Here is an 18,529-nt window from a genome sequence, read left to right as displayed (position 1 = left end):
ACCTTCAATTACATACCCAACAATAACTATAATAAACCCACTCCCCATCACCATTAATTCCAGAATATTTATTCATGGGTTTGTGGGGTATTCATGGGTTTGGGGCAAATTGAGTTAATTCAATTATCACCATCAAAATTAATGGCAGAACCTGCCCCTTATTGGCGAACTTTTCTAGGTTTACCCGTAAACCCACTCCAACCAATTGTTAAATAACAACTAGCTAATAATAAGCTAGTTAGACCTATTCTGACACTAGATTTAACTGCTGTTAGTTGCGCACTTTGTTGTGCTTTTTGTTTATTTTTCTCTAATTGTTTTGTGAGTTCCTCGCGAATTTCTTCTGTTCTTACTTTCAAAGCAGTGGGATTATTTTTAAATTTTTCTAATTCAGATAATTGCTCTTTAGTAAGTTGCTCCTGACTAATATATTCTTCTAATCTCTGATTATTTTTAAGTAAGCTAGCTAGAGAACTTTGTCTTTCACCTAAACGCTCTTCCAATTGCTTTTGAGCAATAACAGCTTCCTCATTTAGCTTTTCCAAATTCTGATTACTTCTAGCTACTTCAGTGCTAATATGTAGAGGAATTAATAGCAAAAACATAATTCCCAAAAATAAAGATAGCAAGTAAATCCAGAACTTTAAGCTATTCCAACTAACTTTTGCTTCTGGTGAGGCAATACCAACAATCTCTTCAAAAGCATAACCACAAAACATTAGAGCTATTCCTAATATTGGTAAAATACCTCGTTCAATTATCTGCGTCGTGAAACTGAGTCGCCAGTCTATATCTCCAAAATTTAGAGGAAATAAGAGCAAAACAGAATTGATGATTGTGAAAAGTATCACAATAATACCAGATAATTTCAGAAATTTGGCTGCTAGAGCTGGTACTGGACTAATATTACTTCCTTTCATACTTTAATTTCATAATATAGTTGTCCATAATTTTATCCTGTTTGTGGCTCTAATTTGAAGAAGGTTATAGGTTTTAGGTAAGCTTTTGCAATCTACAAAATTACCTATGAGTTAACACCACTCCACTCAATACCTAGGGTTTCTCAAAAATCAGAACGTAGGGACAATATAATAGATAAAATACGGTTAGTGATCGCCAGGGAAAAAAGCCAAAAATTTACAATAGAAAAATTATTTCGAGCAACTATTAGTAATATTAGAGGTCATCTGACCAAATTATATTTAGTTTGTAATATCATTTCCGGTTCCAAGAGTTGCCATTAGGAATAAATAGAAAAACATATCTAAAACATAAGAGATTACTTCCTTCCACTCCATAACCGTCGCAATGACTTTACAGTTAGTGTTTATCCCGACATAATATAATCGACAAAATTCTAATTCTGGGGCAATAATTTCTAATACCATATCTATTTCTTTTTGCATATCATTTCTGAAACTTCATAATAGCTTCATAAATAATTCCGTATTTACTCTAATTGACGCTCTTGTTTTTTCTAGCTACCATATATTTGTAACTAAAAAACTAAAGTAATTTTTGAGTTTCAGCAAATAAATAAATCTATCTCACTTAGATTAAAACTGCTAATACTTGGATTTAAAGATAAGTTACTTAACAGCCTTGTTTCCATAGGTACTAATTTATAACTTGTCAATCTTAAATTTTGTAAATACTAAGAGGAAACCTATGAAAAAGTTATTAACAGCTATTGTTTCTACTGTAGTTTTAAGTTTGGGATTTGCTCCAACCGCTAGAGCATTTCCATTTAGTTTCCCACAACTACCACCACCACCATCCTTATTTCCACCAGCACCAGCAGCAGCACCACCAGTATCCTTATTTCCAGCACCACCATTACCAGCACCGCCAGCACCACCAGCACCACCATCAGTACCAAGTTTATTTACACCTCCTGCACAAATATCACAATCAACAGACGTTGAATGGTGTAGGATAACCAACCCAGTTGCTGCTACTATGGCATTATCAGACTCTGCTAAACTATGTGTTGCTAGTAGTCCGCCAGAAGCTTTTACCAGATTAACTACTTTCATGGCGGGCAATCCTACCCCTGCGATACAAGCAGCAACCTGTTTAAAGAATAATCATCCTGAAGACTATAACAAGGCATTAGATTTCGTTGAAATCACAAGTGATTGTAAGGTTTATGGTGACTAATTAACATTTTTCTCTGGGAAAAAATTCTTCTATTTAAGTCAAATCTGAACTATTTTATTTGTCAATAAAAACCCTCCGAAACAAGAGGGTTTTTTTATTTAGAAGATAATCTAGTTGAATAATTATAATTAAAGCTTGTATTATTGCTCTAGCAAAAGACGTTGCATATTTGCGTTATGGAATTATAGTTTTAGATAGTGGAATTTACCTTTTGTAAAGATTCATCCCTTGGTTCAGCAAAGTCATAAAAATGATCTCACCATTTAATAAGATGAATCCGCTTCCTAATCCAATGATCTAAATTCACAGAATTAGCTATGTCAGTCCACTAAGCTGTTGTCCATTTAAATAACTTATTGTTGTGTGCCTCGTTCCATGAGAAACCCTTATTACTTATTACTTATAATTTTTGTACGTCCCTAATCCGATATGATTAGTTATTGTATAGTCATTGCGATTGACGGAGTGGAAAGAAGTAATCTCGCACAACTTCTAAGATTGCTCGTTACAATGAAAATTTTTCAGGATTCTATCTGTACAATTTATGAAATTACTTCCTGAAGGAGTAAAAATAACTCAAACAAAGAAAAGAAGGGAGTCTCATTGACTCCCTATTCCCAACTTTCATACTCACTAACAAACAAAGAAGCTATTCTAATGCTTTTCTAAAATTTTACTTTTGAGACTTGCGTTTAGTTGCTGCAACTAAACCACCGATAGCCATTAGACCTAATACTGTAGAAGGCTCAGGTACATCTTCAGATAAAACACCACCTCCAAAATCTTCTTTGTTGATGCTAACTTCATAATTACCATTGTGAGAGAAGCGATCCTCAACATTCTTTAGTCCAGAATAAGTAGCAGAATTACTCCAGAAGTAATCAGTACCTTCAACTCCATCAATTTGTAATGCAAACACTTCGCTAGCTTGAACACCTTCTAATAAGTATGCCAATATGCCACGTTGTCCAGCTAGCTCTTCTGATACTCGGTCAGCTAGATTGTAGTGACCTGCTAAACCAACTGTGAGATTCACAGCATCTTCAGATATGTAAGAGATATTAGGGTCACTACCCATGCCAAGGATATCATCCATATAATTCCAACTTGTCAATGCGTCAAAAGCAGCATCTGATGATAACCCTAGTATGGAGCTTAATCCTCTCTCGTAATTCTCGTACAGTGCTCGATAATTATTATCAAAAAATTGTTCTCCATCCATCTTGTAGTAATCGTACATTGGCTCGCTAGTAGACTCTACAAATCTCATTGCATAAGACTCTGCAAAAGCTTCTTTCTTAGACTCTATAGTTGCTTCTTGTACCTGCTCCCAGATTCCAGAGAACCAGTTTCTAGAAAGGTCGTCAGTCCATTCAATATCATTGCTGATTTTAACAGTCTGACCATTATTACTTTGAAAACTCAGTTCAACTATTCCGCTATTACCATCCTCACTACTAGCACCTAATTCAATGTTCGCACCAGGTGCGCTGCTATTTCCTGCCAAGATTTGATCTATGACGTTGACGCTGTTTATGCCACCAAGGTTATTTATTTCTGTTTGGGATAATTTATATGTTGTATCATCTATACCCCATCCATATCCATCGTATTGACCATCTATATTATAATATCTGTAAGTATCATAGTCATAAGTACCAAATACATCGTAGTCTGTTCCAGAAACATTAAACTTTGCAGCCATTGCAGGAGCGCTGAATACTGCACTCATACCAACTACAACAGAAGCGCTTGCTAAAAATTTCTTTACTATTCCTGCCATAATCTTTAGTCTCCTTAATTTGGTTTGTGTTTTGTAAAAGTTAGCTAGGCTAAAAAACTTATAAACAACTGGTTAAATGGAAATTTATCTATTAAATTCATCAAAACATAAGTAACAAGATATTATGTGTGTTTCAAATCACCGATACTTATGATTCTTATTTGGTCTTTTGTGTAACAATGCACCTGTAGTTAGGATTTATATTGTTTGCCAGTCGATTTAAGCTTTTTTCTTTTCGCTTAAACCTATTATAAGCAGGTTTAAAATCAAATGTCTATAGTTTTATATAAAGTTTTAGTGAAGTTTTACTCCCTATAAGACATAGTTGAAATTACTTATGTAATTACACGTAAGTATCAATAAATCAAATAAATTAATTCTCCGTGTAATCAATTAATACTTATTACTAATAACCACATTTTTCCATTTCAACTAGCTGCAAATTAAAAGTGGGTATTTCCCTAAAACATTCTCTGGAAACACCCACTATAACTACCTTTAAACTTAATTAGCTCACATTCTCAGGCAAAACATTATTTGTTTGTAGTAGGGCTTTAGCCCCTAAAATAATTATCTTCAGATTCAAGCTGAAAATTTGTTTGTAGTAGGGCTTTAGCCCCTTATATAGAATCTGCCTGAACAGTTTTTATTGCGACGATAAGAAATAATTTCAGGGGTTGCGCGAGATTGCGTCCTTCAATAATTAATCATCCTGACTTTGATATTAAAGATGTATTTTCGGGCTGAAGCCCTACTACGAACTATCTATTTTCGGGCTAAAGCCCTACTACGAGCCTCCTAAAAACACCGAAATTTTCTCCACAGCCCTTGACAAAACTTCCGGCTTATGAACTAAAGCAAACCTCACATATCCCTCTCCCGCTTTACCAAAACCAGCTCCAGGGGCAACCGCTACACCCGTACTTTCCACTAGGCCCACACAGAACCCCACAGAATCATTTGCCCATAATTCTGGCAACTTTGCCCAAACATACATGGTGGCCGATGGCATTGGCACAGGCCAACCAATTTTCTCCAATGCCCCAACAAAAATGTCCCGACGTTGGCGAAAAATCTCCACAGTTTCTCTCACTACCTCTTGTGGACCAGTTAAAGCAGCGATCGCTCCATTGAGAATGCCCCGATACTGATTAAAGTCAATACAAGCTTTAACTTGTCGCAAAGCCTGAATCAACTGAGCATTACCAATAGCATAACCAACTCGGAAACCTCCCATACTATAGGACTTAGACATAGTAAAAAATTCTATAGACACACTTTTTTCTCGGTCAGCTTGAAAAATCGAAGGAGCCAGAGCCTGTTTACCGAGAGCTTCAGAAAATGTGTCGAAAACAAAATCTAAATATGGAGCATCGTGAACTAAAACCAAATTATGTTTTTGGCAAAAAGCCACAGCCTCTTCCAAAAAAGATAAAGGAGCGATCGCCGTCGTTGGATTATGAGGATAACTCAAAACCATCATCTTTGCCTGAGCCAAAACAGATTGAGGAATATCTGCCAAAACAGGCAAAAACTTATTCTCTGCCAATAAAGGCATGGGGTAAACCTGACCCCCCGCCAAATAAACCCCACCACTATGAGAAGGATAACTAGGGTCTTGCAACAAAGCAAAATCCCCAGGATTCAGAACAGCCAAAGGTAAATGAGCCGTACCCTCCTGGGAACCAATTAAAGGTAAAACTTCAGTTTCCGGATCTACAGAAATGCCAAACTTATTATTATACCACTGAGCTGCTGCCTGGCGAAAAGCTTCAGTGTTAGAAAATAACGAATAACCATGAGTAGAAGAATCTTGTAGAGATTGAGCGATCGCTGACAAAGCATGGGAAGGCGCTGGTAAGTCAGAAGAACCCAGAGACAAATCTATTAAATCTTGCCCTGCTGCCTTTGCCGTTGCTTTAGCCCGATCCATATCAGCAAAGACATTAAAGCTAAGGGGTTCTAAACGTTTTGATAACTGCATTTTTCAAGAATCTAGAATATAAGAACTGGTTAGTTAATTAGGGTTTGCGCTCAAAAGTTTTATGGGTAAGGGTAGGAGTCAGGAGACAGGAGACAGGAGACAGGAGAAATGGGAATTATAGGGGAGGTACTCGAAAAATTATTCCTCAATTTTTCTGCCATAATCATCTCAAAATAATAACTTTTTGCAGCTCTATCCACCAAAAAGCTGTTACTTTTTAAGGGCTCAAAAATGCTCAAGTCTTCATCTGTCAATACTTTCATAATTAATCAGCAAGCCCTAATTAATTAATTCTCAATTCTCAATTCTCAATTCGATTGCCCCTGCTTTAGCCCGATCCATATCAGCAAAGACATTAAAGCTCAGAGGTTCTAAACGTTTTGATAACTGCATTTTTCAAGAATCTAGAATCAAGTACTGGTTAGTTAATTAGGGTTTGCGCTCAAAAGTTTTATGGGTAAGGGTAATAGTCAGGAGACAGGAGACAGGAGACAGGAGAAATGGGAATTATAGGAGAGGTACTCGAAAAATTATTCCTCAATTTTTCTGCCATAATCATCTCAAAATAATAACTTTTTGCAGCTCTATCCACCAAAAAGCTGTTACTTTTTAAGGGCTCAAAAATGCTCAAGTCTTCATCTGTCAATACTTTCATAATTAATCAGCAATCCCTAATTAATTAATTCTCAATTCTCAATTCTCAATTCTCAATAATTACTCCCTTCCCGGTGAAAGATGATAATCATTAGATTATTGCAGGATATAGTTTATAGCCAAATTTAGCTAGGTAATCTTCTAGCGGGAAGGGAGTATCAATTATTAATTATTAATTATCTAAATTAATTATCTAAATGAGCTTCTAACATCTCAACTAACTTTTTCTGGGTAATACTCCCTTCATGGGAGATTAATAATTCTTCATTCCTAAACAGTCTAAGTGCAGGAAGTCCTTCTACCTTATATAACTTGACAGTTTCAGGGTTAGGATCGACCTCCATCTTTACCACTTTTAGGCGATCGCTATACTCAGTGGCCACCTTTTCCACTGAAGGAGCTACTAATTTACATGGACCACACCAAGTAGCCCAAAAATAAGCTAATACAGGCTTTTCTGACTTAAGGACTTCAGCTTCAAACTCAGAATCAGTAATGACAATCACATTGCTACTCACGTTTCTTCCATTCCATATTTACTAAAATTTTCTAATAAAGATTTTCTATTATTGCTGCTCATTTGATCAAAATTAACTAGGTAACCAAAACTCTACCCAAACTAATAAATTTTCCTAAATTATTCTTGAGGCCGTCAACCATCATCTTCACAATCCTGACCTCTGACTTATGACTTATGACTTATGACTCCCTCAATAAAACTTTACATCAACTCACCCCTCACAAAGTCCTAACTTGATCCCCGCCTCTGATAGACTTTAACACTGGGAGAACTAAACAAAAAAGTTTTCCTCAGCAGTTGGGAGAATAAAAATTCATGGATAACGTAATTGGTTTAGAAATCATCGAAGTAGTAGAACAAGCAGCTATCGCCTCTGCTCGTTGGATGGGAAAAGGTGAGAAAAATACTGCAGACGAAGTAGCTGTAGAAGCTATGCGGAAACGCATGAACGAAATTCACATGAGAGGTCGTATCGTTATTGGAGAAGGGGAGCGAGATGAAGCTCCTATGCTCTACATTGGGGAAGAAGTAGGAATTTGTACTCAGCCTAATGCTAAAGATGTCTGTGACGTAGATCAGCTACTTGAGATTGACATAGCAGTTGACCCTTGCGAAGGTACAAACCTAGTTGCCTATGGTCAAAATGGTTCTATGGCAGTATTAGCTATTTCTGAGAAAGGTGGTCTATTAGCAGCACCAGATGTCTATATGAAAAAATTAGCAGCACCAGCAGTAGCCAAAAATCATGTAGATATTAATAAGTCAGCTACCGACAATCTCAAGATTATTTCAGACTGCATGGAACGTTCTGTTGATGAATTGGTGGTTGTAGTGATGGATCGCCCCCGTCATAAAGACCTAATAAATGAAATTCGTCAAGCTGGTGCCAGGGTTCGCCTCATTAGTGATGGTGATGTTTCTGCAGCTATCTCTTGTGCATTTGCAGGTACAAATATCCATGCTTTGATGGGTATTGGTGCTGCACCAGAGGGAGTAATTTCTGCAGCAGCCATGCGTGCTTTAGGAGGCCATTTCCAAGGACAACTGATTTATGACCCAGCTATTGTTAAAACTGGTTTAATTGGAGAAAGCAAAGAAGATAACATGGCTCGACTCAAAGAAATGGGTATTGAAGATCCAGACAAGATTTACAATGCTGAAGATTTAGCTTCTGGAGAAACAGTATTATTTGCAGCTTGTGGTATTACTCCTGGTACTTTAATGGAAGGAGTACGCTTCTTCCCTCATGGTGCTCGGACTCAAAGTCTAGTTATTTCTTCTCAGTCAAAAACTGCTCGGTTCGTAGATACTGTGCATATGTTTGGAGAATCAAAAAAACTGGAACTGAGATAAAAATAGTATTGGATGAATTTAGAGCATATCCAAACTAAAAAATGACCTACAAAATAACAGTCATAAGGTCATAATTAATTCCTCATAACTAATTCCTCATATCAATTTGGATGGTTGAGGAATTATTAGTGTTTTGGGGTAGGTTTTAACTTAAATATTGAGATGCAAAAATTTGAACCAGCTATCAGCTTTTAGCATTTCCGCCACGGAATGCTCCTCAAACAGCTATCAGGTTTTTAACCCAAGCTAAAAAATTCAGCAACTATTGCACCGGATGGTTTAAGAGGGAAAAATCCCCTTCTCGTAAGTAAAAAAAAATGATATTACTTATTGCTGAGTGCTGACTGCTTGTTTAACCATCCATCAAATAGTTAATAGTTAAAATTTATCAAAGTTTATGGTGGTAGATTTTTCTCTCCACCAAAGCACACCACTAATTGAGACAATATAGTGTAAGTCTTAAACAAGCCTGTTAAAAATATTAACTGTTGATGGATGACTAATACCCTAATATCTGGTAAAACCTGCCTCATTTTTTTTGAGTAAGTTATAATCGACGCTAAAACGATATAAATTTCTCCTAATTCATGGTTGAAAACTCCGCTCTTAAGGACGGCATTTGAATCAAAAAGAACAAAAAATTAACAAAATAAAAATTATATGAATATTGCAGTAATAGGACTTAGTCATAAAACAGCCCCAGTCGAAGTTAGAGAAAAATTAAGTATTCCAGAAACAGAAATACAAAATGCAATTACTCAATTATGTAATGGAACTTATACCCAAGAAGTAGGAATTCTTAGTACCTGTAATCGTTTAGAAATTTATGTAGTTACTAATGAAATGCAGCCCGGTATTCGGGAAGTCACTCAATTTCTTTCTGACTCTAGTAAAATACCTTTAAATCAGCTTCGCCCTCACTTATTTATGTTACTCCATGAAGATTCTATTATGCACTTAATGCGAGTTTCGGCTGGATTAGATAGTTTAGTTTTAGGTGAAGGGCAAATTTTAGCTCAGGTTAAACAAACTCATAAACTCGGACAACAATATAAAGGTATTGGACGGATTCTTAACCGTTTATTTAAGCAAGCTGTAACTGCTGGAAAAAGGGTTCGGACAGAAACAAGTATTGGTACTGGTGCTGTTTCTATTAGTTCTGCTGCAGTAGAATTAGCTCAGATGAAATTGGAGGATTTATCTAATTATCGAGTGGCTATTGTTGGTGCTGGTAAAATGTCAAAATTACTGGTCCAACATTTATTAGCGAAAGGGGCAAATAAGATATCTATTATTAATCGTTCTGTGGGACGCGCTCAGGATTTAGCAAATAGTTTTAAAGATGCTGATATAAGTGTTTATTCTATGTCAGAAATGGGTCAGGTTATTGCTGATTCTGATTTAGTTTTTACTAGCACTGGTGCAACTGAACCGATTTTAGATAAGGCTAAATTAGAAGTAATTTTAGACCCTGTAAAACCTGTAATGTTGGTAGATATTTCTGTACCTCGTAATATTGCTACTGATGTGAGTGAATTGCCGAATGTTCGTTGTTTTAATGTGGATGATTTAAAGGCGGTTGTGGCTCAAAATCAAGAAAGTCGTCGGCAAATGGCTATGGAAGCTGAGGTTTTATTAGAGGAAGAAGTGGAAGCTTTTGATGTGTGGTGGAAAAGTTTAGAAACGGTTCCAACTATTAATTCTTTACGACAAAAAATCGAGACTATTCGGGAACAGGAATTGGAAAAAGCTTTATCTCGTTTAGGTTCAGAATTTGCGGAAAAACATCAAGAAGTAATTGAGGCTTTAACTAGGGGTATTGTGAATAAAATTTTGCACGACCCAATGGTGCAGTTAAGGGCACAACAAGATATTGAGGCAAGGCGTCATGCGATGGAGACTTTACAACTTTTGTTTAATTTGGAGACGGAAGTGAGTTCTGGGAAAGTTGTTTAGTTGATGAGTTGGCTAGTTTAGTGGGGTATAAATACCCTACTATCAATCTACTTAATTTTTTTAGTTGAATAAAAAGTATAGTTTAGGATAAATGTGATACCAATACTTCAATTTTATTACCTTTTATTCCTGTTGCCAAACTTATTTCCCTTATCATTTTTTTTGCTAATAAGGTTCAAAAAGCTAATATATAGCGGTTTTCACAAAGGTAGACTACAAAATTTCTTCCTTCTCTCCTAGATAACTAAAGCCTTCTTCCTTATTCCTTGAAACCCAAATCTCTGTACTCTATATTAATGAAAACTGCGATAAATAAGAGGTACACAAAATTAACAAAATTAAAGATATTGATATATGTAATCTTTACAAGGAAAACTTACGATATTTCTTATCCTATAAAAAACTACACTTCACTTTTATCAATCATTCCTGATTCCTATAGTTGCTAATCCAATTACACAAGAAGTGAGTATCCAAATGAATAAGCCTAGATAGAGTCCAAATTCTAGCCTATTTCCAACCAGAGGAAGTGCATAAATTGCCAAAGCTTCAAATGAATTATTAAAAAAAAATGGAATAGGTGATGAATAGTAATTACACTAATTATCGTAGATATAAAAAGAATAGTTTGTGTTTTATTCCACTGTATTTGATAATTCTTGAGAAAAGAGCTTAAAAGAGAATTTAAATGAATTTCCTATAAAAGTTAAAAAACATAATAAATACCTGCGTATCTTGCCTTTACACCAAGCAAGAGAGCAATTGTACAAATGATTAGCAAAATATCAATCATCAGTAACCAAAAGTAACTGGGGAAATCATCAAAAAAATTTCCAAGACTAAAAATAGGAGGAAGAAATAAACTTTGAGGAACTTTCCCAATCCAAGAAAAACTAGGGGCTACAAATATTACTATAAACCATATAATATTCGCAGCAAAGATAGACTCTGATTGTCATTTTCTGAAGCATATTCAGCTTTTCGCCACAAGAGTTCAAGCTTAACTTCAATCCAATCTAAAAATTTTTTCATCACTCCTCTTACAGCAGTTTCGGAGTTAGTGAGGTACAAAGTTTTATTACTTCAGTGAATAGGAAAGAGAGATTAGTCTTGAAGTGTACCTCACCATCCTAAAAAGTGCTGTAATCCTAATGATTTTGCTAGTTTCAATATTATATGTCACTTTTTCGGAGTTGATCCTTAATTCAGCAGGAGCATATCCAGACTGCTCTAATTTCTTGCGCCACCAGCGTTTAGCATCATTTACTTCATCGGGAGTTATCTTATCGCTCCAAATATTATTCATTGTTTGAGCTACTTTATTAATCAAGAACTTATCAGTGGTTCTGGTAATTTTCTTATTGTCTGATTCTAAGCCTAGTGAATTCTTTACTATTGGGAAAAGATATTGTCTGAGAAAAGGTGACCAAAAAGTTTCTAGATTAATTCTCTTCCAAGTATTGTTTTTTTCATGCTTACCCCAAAGGCTAATTCTATTAAAAGTGACATTTTTATCTCTTAAATAAATCCTTGTCGCTCCTGAAGGTAGAAGGATTGAAGGGTAAGCTTCAAGACGTTATAATAGGGTTCTCAAAACAAATGGTGGTATAAGTATAATAGCAAGTAGTAATGTAAGCCAGAAATTAGGATAGCGATTCATTATCAGACCTCTCAGCGTTGTTTAACCTTTCTTTTTCCATCACAGAAAAAGTCTTATTATTTAATTCTTCAATTTATCAGAAAAGAGCTAACCAGATAGTGAAAAAACTGATACTGTTGGCAAAATCTTACTTAGTAACATTTGAAAGAGGAGAAAAAGATGAAAATTAGCTTGGTGATTGAGTATTTTTATGATATTAGCAATAGCTTTAAATCTACAAAATAAAAAATTGATAGGAAAATCATAATTATGAGTCAAAACAATTAGAACCTATTTTGGAAAATGGCGATCGCGACAGCTTAAATCCTTTAATAGGAAGAAACACTTGTCTCAATCTTAAGTTAAACAACTATAATTCGGCTTTGCTGAAAAAGTCTGTTTTAAGGAGTAGCGGAGTAATTTTTTTGCCCAACTAAGCGCCAGAAATGCTAATTTTTTGAGAATGAACAGCTCAAAACCAGGTACTTTTTCAAAACTTAAAAATGCACCTTATTTCTCTGTCAATGCTTTTATATTTTTAGGAGAGGAATTAGCTAATCCTAATTAATTCCTCAATGCTCTTCTTATTGATTTTCCACATTTCCTCTTCTTCCCAAACCCATCTACTATCAACTCGCTCTACTGTACCATCAAAATTAAACACGGTTACTGTTGCTAAAGTCTCAATCCACACAGTCGCTCCACAACTATGAGGCTTGTCTGGTCGATAAACAATCCGACAAGGACCGTTAATCTCCATTTCGTGACCTTTACCTAAAATCTCAGAGCCACGTTGAGCAGTAAGTACATATTCAAATTTTGCTTGAAGATCGACCTTTTTGAGCTTTCTATTTTTCTCTATATTAAGTCGATTGAAATGAATTGTATTTTTACCGCAGTGGCGCTGAGGAAGCCAATTGGGTTTGGGGCCACGTTTTCTACTAGAGACCCTTGGTTTTCCTTTGTAAAGAGGAATCCCCCAAGTCTGACCATTAATTTTCCGAGCGCCTTGAATGCGACCTTCTTTGAGTAAAACTCGGACTCGTTGAGCAGAAATACTTAATAAAGAGGCCGCTTCAGTAGTACCAATAACCATAAGATTTAATTATATATTTTACTATTGCGTATAGCAGAATAATACTAAACAATACAAAAATTACAAATTTATACATTTGGGGTGCTTCACATAAAAAAAAATCCCTAGTCTAGGGTTTGCGGAAAAAAGAAGGGTGTGGGAAGTGTGGGAAGGCAGTGTTTCATTCTAAAAGAAGTGCTGGCGCAAGTGTGGCCGCTGTATTGCCTAACCTCACTATACTGGCGTGTCAAGACTAAAATGGTGGGTTAGGAGCGAGTAACCTTGAAGACCTCTCCCCCAGCCCCTCTCCTGCTTTTGAGAGGGGAGAAATTCCCCCCCTTCCCTTGTAGGGAAGGGGGTTGGGGGGTTAGGTTTTTTAATCCACATTTTCAAGCTTGACACGACAATACTATAAATAAAGCTGGCTGATTAAATATAAAATCATTCACAGGTAAAGGGTTGAGGCTTTAATAGTCCTTGAAAAAGGCTAGCTTTTCCGCCCAAAGAGCTCAATAAAGTTAGAATTTGGAGCAGACAAGATTTGATCTCCTCCCACACTCCCCACATCCTAGTTCAACTCCCCATAGTTGGAGGTTGGGCTGGAATAGAAGCAATAATTGCATCTATCACCTTAGCAATGGGCAAAATACGCATTCCTAAATCTGGTGGTTGCTGACCTTTGGGAATAATTGCCTTTTTAAAACCTAACTTGGCAGCTTCCCTTAATCTCAACTCTAACTGAGACACAGGTCGGACTTGCCCACCCAATCCTACTTCTCCTAGCAAAATAGTTCGGGGGTCAACTACCCGATCGCGAAAACTAGCCACCACAGCAATAGCTATTCCCAAGTCTGCTGCGGGTTCTTCCACACTCAAACCTCCTACGGTCGCCACATAAGTATCCAACTTTGATAAAGGAATGCCTACCCGTTTTTCCAACACTGCCAAAATCTGTTGTAACCTACTACTATCAATTCCAGTAGTAGAACGTCGAGGCGAACCATGACTTGCTGGACTTACTAAAGCTTGAATTTCTACAACTATGGGGCGAGTACCTTCCATCGACACAACTGTAGAAGTTCCTGAAGAATACTCATCCCTACTTCCGAGAAATAATTCTGATGGGTTTAATATTTCCTTTAAACCATTAGCCACCATTTCAAATACTCCAATTTCGTGAGTAGCACCAAAACGATTTTTCATAGAGCGCAACAAACGGTGGGAAGCAAAGCGATCGCCTTCAAAATATAAAACTGTATCTACCAAATGTTCTAAAACACGAGGACCTGCTAAAGCACCATCTTTAGTTACATGACCGACTATTAATAAGGTAATATTTTCCCGTTTTGCCACCTGCATTAAGGCAGAAGTACATTCGCGAACTTGAGCAACTGAACCTGGAGCAGAAGTCAAAGAAGCAAAATAAATAGTTTGAATACTGTCAATTACTGCTAAATAAGGTTTGAGAGATTCTAACTCTCTCAAAATTACTTCTAAATCTGTTTCTGGTAATAAAAATAAATTTTCCTGAGAATCTATAGTAGAGTCTTTTATAGATTCAGAATTACCATTGTTTTCTTGATTTTCATCAGAGGATAAATCCTCATCCTTCTCAACATTTGAAACATTATCCTTATCTTCTACTTCATTGAAGTTGACAATTAAACGTTGAGAACGTAATTTCACTTGTTGTCCAGACTCTTCCGCCGACACATACAAAACCCGACATCTACTAGACAACTGATTAGCCACCTGTAACAAAAGAGTAGACTTACCAATACCAGGTTCTCCACCAATCAACACCAAAGAACCAGGAACAATTCCACCACCAAGTACCCTGTCTAACTCTTCAAACCCAGAAGGCATTCTGGACAAAGTTTGGTCAGAAATCTGGGATAATAGAAAAGATGCCCTTGGTTGACCAGAAGAATCATCTCCTTCAGATGTTTGAGAACCAATGCCAATATCAGTCAACCCTAATCTTTGTAGAGCATTTGTAGTTGATTGTTCTATCTCCTCTTTTAGAGAATTCCAAGTATTACACCCAGGACATCTACCTAGAAATTGGGAAGACTCATACCCACATTCTGTACATACATACTTTGTTTTCTGTTTTGGCATTTCTTAAAATAATTTAATATTTACCAGCAAATATAAAAAAGCCCAAAGTTTAACTCATTCTAAGCTTAGGAGTAGTAAAAAATGGTAATTTCTGTTGTTATTTTGATGATAGAGTTAAAAAAATTAATATAATCATAAAGCTTAGTTAAGGAGATTTAGGAAAATTGGAAAGTCATAAAGAAAAAATATTGGTTGTTGATGATGAAGCAAGTATCCGTCGAATTTTAGAAACTCGACTGTCAATGATTGGCTATGATGTTGTTACTGCTGCTGATGGGGAAGAAGCTTTGGCAACTTTTCACAAGACAGAGCCAGATTTGGTAGTATTAGATGTGATGATGCCTAAATTAGATGGTTATGGTGTTTGTCAAGAGTTGCGCAAAGAGTCAGATATTCCCATCATTATGCTAACTGCTTTGGGAGATGTTGCAGATAGAATCACGGGTTTAGAGTTAGGTGCTGATGATTATGTAGTGAAGCCTTTTTCTCCAAAAGAATTAGAAGCAAGAATTCGTTCTGTATTACGTCGGGTAGATAAAAATGGGGCTAATGGTATTCCCAGTTCTGGTGTTATCCAAGTCAGTAGTATTAGAATAGATACTAATAAGCGTCAGGTTTATAAAGGTGATGAAAGGATTAGACTGACTGGTATGGAGTTTAGTTTATTGGAGTTATTGGTAAGTCGTTCTGGAGAGCCTTTTTCTCGTTCTGAAATTTTGCAGGAAGTTTGGGGTTATACTCCAGAGCGTCATGTAGATACGCGAGTAGTTGATGTTCATATTTCTCGGCTCAGGGCTAAATTGGAAGAAGATCCAAGTAATCCAGAATTGATTTTAACTGCACGAGGTACTGGTTATTTATTCCAACGTATTACTGAACCTGGTGAAGTTGGTTAAAATATAGTTAAATTCATTGCATTCAAAAGTTAGCTAATTATTAGTAATTAGAGATTCGGCTCTTCAGTATCTAAAATTTATCATAATGTCGGCATAAGACCTGTAGTAAAACGGCTGTCGCCGACATAAAAGGTGTTTACCCACACTAAATATAATTTTTATAACAAAAAAAAGACTGTAAGTCCTGACCTTTATTTTGCTTCCTTCCACCTTCTTACTTCTTCCTGAAAATATGACTCAATCAGACAAAAATCAAGTCTTACGCATACTTCCTATAATAGTAGGAGGATTAGGTGGAATTCTACTAATGATTAATCGATTTTTCACCCCTAATCTTTTAGCTCCTCAAGCTCGTTCCGATGTAGTAGGAGTAATTTTAAGTGCTTTTTTAATTTTGAATGGTTTACTTTGGCAGCAAATACAACCACGCTCTCCTAATACTGTCAAATTAATTGGTGAATCAGGATTTGAATTATTGCCAGAATTATCAGAAATAGCTAAAACCGAACTTGCTTGGGCTTCTAGTTTATTATTAACTAATACAGTTACTAAAACTGTTATTATTTGGTATCAAGGGAAAATTTTATTAAGAAGAGGAATTTTACCATCTGAATCGCAAGTACAACCAGGAGCTATTTTAAAGCGAGTTTTGGAGAAACAAAAACCTATTTATTTAGTAGATTTAAAAGTTTATCCAGGTCGTATTGAGTTTAATTATTTACCAGAAAATACTCAAGGTGTAATTTGTCAACCTATTGGCAAGAATGGTGTAATGATTTTGGCTGCAAATGCACCTCGGAGTTACACTAAACAAGATGAAAATTGGATTTCAGGAATAGCAGATAAATTGACAGATACCCTATCAAAAAAATTATAGGACTGTCCTCAGATAACAGGGAATGATTTAGCTTGCGAGATAGCAATTCCCATGCTATTGAGGTACAAAATTACTTTTTTTTAGGGAACAGTTAACACGGAACAGGGAATAGGTAATAGAAAAGAAATAAAAATAGTTGTAGCTCATTAGCCTGAGAAACGCCATAGCAGTTTTACCTAAGAATACTTTCTGTTTGACTTAGTGGATAGCTAGTACCGCTACGCGGAAGTCAGAATTCAGAATTCAGAATTCAGAAGTTTTGATTGGTAAGGCTTTGAGTATTTTGTCACTGGTCACTTATTTCCGTCATCCTGCACTAGTGTGATAATTTTCTTTGTGACTACCTGACGTCTAATTAGTAATTAAAAAGAGTAAACTCTACCAGTAGGAGAAATATAAACTGATTTATGGTCGGTTGCTTCTGAACCTGGTTTAACTCTAACAGTAACTACATTATCCTCTGCACTATATTCATAAGTAAGTAGATTTTCATTGTATATATTTACTGTCCCATAACCACCTGGTAAGTTTGGTAAATCAACTTTAATATTTGTACTTTTTCCTGCTGGTAAAAGTCTTTCTGTCTCTGGAACTAAGCTATAGTTAAGAGTTTTTCCAGTCTGATTTAAAATCTTGAGTATAATTGGCTTTTTTGGATCTGCTGCTTGGGCTTGTGGTTGCCAATATCCAGGTACATAACTAGGAGCATTTTGGGATAAAACCTCTATAGGATAAATTGTTAAGCTTGAAGTTATTAACACTGTTGTTATTAAAGCAATTTGTTTCATTTTTTTCTTAATAAAAAATATTTTAGTTTGAAAGTTTTGCTTTGGTCGTACTTTATAAATAGTAATCTTTAAAGAAAGCTGTTATCCTGAAAGGAAACTTCTGAAAAAATGAACTTGCATTTATCAGGTATCAATCCAAAGTTAATCTTTTAACACATCTATTAAATATTAATTTAAAATAATATTAAGTAGGTAGCCATAAATAAAGGTTAAAAAAAAATCTTAAAAAGAACCTATAAGCAAGTTCCCAATAGGCTCTCACCATGTTAAATTTTCATTGCTATTGTACGGATAATTAAACCTACCTACTTACTACAGGCTGTAGTTAGGATTAATAAATGGGGTTGCTAATGGGTGAGTATAAATAAATAGCTGAAATCTATAAACCTCATTTATAACTTAGCAAAATCATACATTCATTCAGCAAAACTTCATAAGTTTTCAGGAGTTTAGTTACCCAACCCATATATGACTCAAAATGTTTTATTAGTAAGCACCTAAACAAAATTGTTTACCTACCCTAATTTGATGTGAGGTATACAGTATAAGGGATTTAGTCTGAAAAAATGTGTAATTAATTTTGTGTACCTGCTTAATTAATACATAGTATATACATTTAATATCTGAAAAAAAATTTTCTATGCTTGAGGGAAAACATATTACTGGAAATAGTTCATTAATTGATAATTGATAATGGATAATTGATAATTACCTCTGGTTAAA

At 35.6% G+C, this 18,529-nt stretch carries 15 protein-coding genes; 4 read left to right on the top strand and 11 right to left on the bottom strand.

Features of this window, described 5'->3' with window-relative positions; genetic code table 11:
• Positions 1-158 precede the first annotated feature (158 nt).
• The 6 genes from ACP6PL_RS27655 to ACP6PL_RS27630 all read right to left on the bottom strand — a co-directional run bounded on the left by ACP6PL_RS27655 (position 159) and on the right by ACP6PL_RS27630 (position 7,099).
• A complete protein-coding gene (locus ACP6PL_RS27655) occupies positions 159-920 on the bottom strand; it encodes an HpsJ family protein (protein WP_426548553.1) in 762 nt (253 codons plus the stop codon).
• A gap of 282 nt (positions 921-1,202) precedes the next feature.
• Entirely contained in the window at positions 1,203-1,406 is a 204-nt protein-coding gene (locus tag ACP6PL_RS27650; protein WP_426548552.1) for a hypothetical protein, read from the bottom strand.
• 216 nt (positions 1,407-1,622) lie between these two features.
• A complete protein-coding gene (locus tag ACP6PL_RS27645) occupies positions 1,623-2,036 on the bottom strand; it encodes a hypothetical protein (protein ID WP_426548551.1) in 414 nt (137 codons plus the stop codon).
• Positions 2,037-2,833: 797 nt separating this feature from the next.
• On the bottom strand, positions 2,834-3,943 hold the full coding sequence (locus tag ACP6PL_RS27640) for an NF038130 family PEP-CTERM protein (RefSeq protein WP_426548550.1): 1,110 nt from the start codon (positions 3,941-3,943) through the stop codon (positions 2,834-2,836).
• 787 nt (positions 3,944-4,730) lie between these two features.
• Positions 4,731-5,927, bottom strand: a complete 1,197-nt coding sequence (locus ACP6PL_RS27635) for an LL-diaminopimelate aminotransferase (RefSeq protein WP_426548549.1) — start codon at positions 5,925-5,927, stop codon at positions 4,731-4,733.
• A gap of 839 nt (positions 5,928-6,766) precedes the next feature.
• A complete protein-coding gene (locus tag ACP6PL_RS27630; protein WP_426548548.1) occupies positions 6,767-7,099 on the bottom strand; it encodes a thioredoxin family protein in 333 nt (110 codons plus the stop codon).
• A gap of 317 nt (positions 7,100-7,416) precedes the next feature.
• Between ACP6PL_RS27630 and glpX the strand changes: the two genes are divergently transcribed.
• The gene (gene glpX / locus ACP6PL_RS27625; RefSeq protein WP_426548547.1) at positions 7,417-8,454 is read left to right on the top strand and encodes a class II fructose-bisphosphatase; all 1,038 of its coding nucleotides are present in this window, start codon (positions 7,417-7,419) and stop codon (positions 8,452-8,454) included.
• Positions 8,455-8,849: 395 nt separating this feature from the next.
• Here the strand turns inward: glpX and ACP6PL_RS27620 are convergent, their stop codons facing one another.
• Entirely contained in the window at positions 8,850-8,987 is a 138-nt protein-coding gene (locus ACP6PL_RS27620; protein ID WP_426548546.1) for a hypothetical protein, read from the bottom strand.
• A gap of 127 nt (positions 8,988-9,114) precedes the next feature.
• On the opposite strand from ACP6PL_RS27620, the gene ACP6PL_RS27615 reads away from it, so the two are divergent.
• Positions 9,115-10,410, top strand: a complete 1,296-nt coding sequence (locus ACP6PL_RS27615; RefSeq protein WP_426548545.1) for a glutamyl-tRNA reductase — start codon at positions 9,115-9,117, stop codon at positions 10,408-10,410.
• A gap of 1,078 nt (positions 10,411-11,488) precedes the next feature.
• Here ACP6PL_RS27615 and ACP6PL_RS27610 read toward each other — a convergent pair.
• From ACP6PL_RS27610 to radA, 3 genes are all read right to left on the bottom strand, one after another.
• Entirely contained in the window at positions 11,489-11,716 is a 228-nt protein-coding gene (locus tag ACP6PL_RS27610; RefSeq protein WP_426548544.1) for a hypothetical protein, read from the bottom strand.
• An 883-nt stretch (positions 11,717-12,599) separates the two neighbouring features.
• Positions 12,600-13,145, bottom strand: a complete 546-nt coding sequence (locus ACP6PL_RS27605) for a DNA-binding protein (protein WP_426548543.1) — start codon at positions 13,143-13,145, stop codon at positions 12,600-12,602.
• A gap of 552 nt (positions 13,146-13,697) precedes the next feature.
• Complete coding sequence (gene radA, locus ACP6PL_RS27600) at positions 13,698-15,245, bottom strand: DNA repair protein RadA (protein WP_426548542.1); 1,548 nt, start codon at positions 15,243-15,245, stop codon at positions 13,698-13,700.
• A 164-nt stretch (positions 15,246-15,409) separates the two neighbouring features.
• On the opposite strand from radA, the gene rpaB reads away from it, so the two are divergent.
• On the top strand, positions 15,410-16,141 hold the full coding sequence (gene rpaB / locus ACP6PL_RS27595; protein WP_426548541.1) for a response regulator transcription factor RpaB: 732 nt from the start codon (positions 15,410-15,412) through the stop codon (positions 16,139-16,141).
• A gap of 232 nt (positions 16,142-16,373) precedes the next feature.
• Positions 16,374-17,018 carry a cofactor assembly of complex C subunit B gene (locus tag ACP6PL_RS27590; RefSeq protein WP_426548540.1) on the top strand — a complete coding sequence of 215 codons (645 nt, stop codon included), beginning with the start codon at positions 16,374-16,376 and terminating at the stop codon, positions 17,016-17,018.
• A gap of 362 nt (positions 17,019-17,380) precedes the next feature.
• On the opposite strand, the gene ACP6PL_RS27585 is transcribed toward ACP6PL_RS27590, so the two are convergent.
• The gene (locus ACP6PL_RS27585) at positions 17,381-17,806 is read right to left on the bottom strand and encodes a hypothetical protein (RefSeq protein WP_426548539.1); all 426 of its coding nucleotides are present in this window, start codon (positions 17,804-17,806) and stop codon (positions 17,381-17,383) included.
• Positions 17,807-18,529 lie beyond the last annotated feature (723 nt).

The organism is Dapis purpurea BLCC-M126 (genome assembly GCF_050015975.1).
Classification (GTDB): domain Bacteria; phylum Cyanobacteriota; class Cyanobacteriia; order Cyanobacteriales; family Microcoleaceae; genus Trichodesmium.
The sequence above is the reverse complement of the archived record's forward strand: the minus strand, read 5'-3'. Positions and strand labels throughout refer to the sequence as shown.

Excerpts from the sequence above, each read along its gene's own strand:
- ACP6PL_RS27655 (WP_426548553.1), bottom strand. The coding sequence starts at position 920 with ATGAAAGGAAGTAATATTAGTCCAGTACCAGCTCTAGCAGCCAAATTT.
- ACP6PL_RS27650 (WP_426548552.1), bottom strand. The coding sequence starts at position 1,406 with ATGCAAAAAGAAATAGATATGGTATTAGAAATTATTGCCCCAGAATTA.
- ACP6PL_RS27645 (WP_426548551.1), bottom strand. The coding sequence starts at position 2,036 with ATGAAAGTAGTTAATCTGGTAAAAGCTTCTGGCGGACTACTAGCAACA.
- ACP6PL_RS27640 (WP_426548550.1), bottom strand. The coding sequence starts at position 3,943 with ATGGCAGGAATAGTAAAGAAATTTTTAGCAAGCGCTTCTGTTGTAGTT.
- ACP6PL_RS27635 (WP_426548549.1), bottom strand. The coding sequence starts at position 5,927 with ATGCAGTTATCAAAACGTTTAGAACCCCTTAGCTTTAATGTCTTTGCT.
- glpX (WP_426548547.1), top strand. The coding sequence starts at position 7,417 with ATGGATAACGTAATTGGTTTAGAAATCATCGAAGTAGTAGAACAAGCA.
- ACP6PL_RS27620 (WP_426548546.1), bottom strand. The coding sequence starts at position 8,987 with ATGAGGCAGGTTTTACCAGATATTAGGGTATTAGTCATCCATCAACAG.
- ACP6PL_RS27615 (WP_426548545.1), top strand. The coding sequence starts at position 9,115 with ATGAATATTGCAGTAATAGGACTTAGTCATAAAACAGCCCCAGTCGAA.
- ACP6PL_RS27610 (WP_426548544.1), bottom strand. The coding sequence starts at position 11,716 with ATGAATAATATTTGGAGCGATAAGATAACTCCCGATGAAGTAAATGAT.
- ACP6PL_RS27605 (WP_426548543.1), bottom strand. The coding sequence starts at position 13,145 with ATGGTTATTGGTACTACTGAAGCGGCCTCTTTATTAAGTATTTCTGCT.
- radA (WP_426548542.1), bottom strand. The coding sequence starts at position 15,245 with ATGCCAAAACAGAAAACAAAGTATGTATGTACAGAATGTGGGTATGAG.
- ACP6PL_RS27590 (WP_426548540.1), top strand. The coding sequence starts at position 16,374 with ATGACTCAATCAGACAAAAATCAAGTCTTACGCATACTTCCTATAATA.
- ACP6PL_RS27585 (WP_426548539.1), bottom strand. The coding sequence starts at position 17,806 with ATGAAACAAATTGCTTTAATAACAACAGTGTTAATAACTTCAAGCTTA.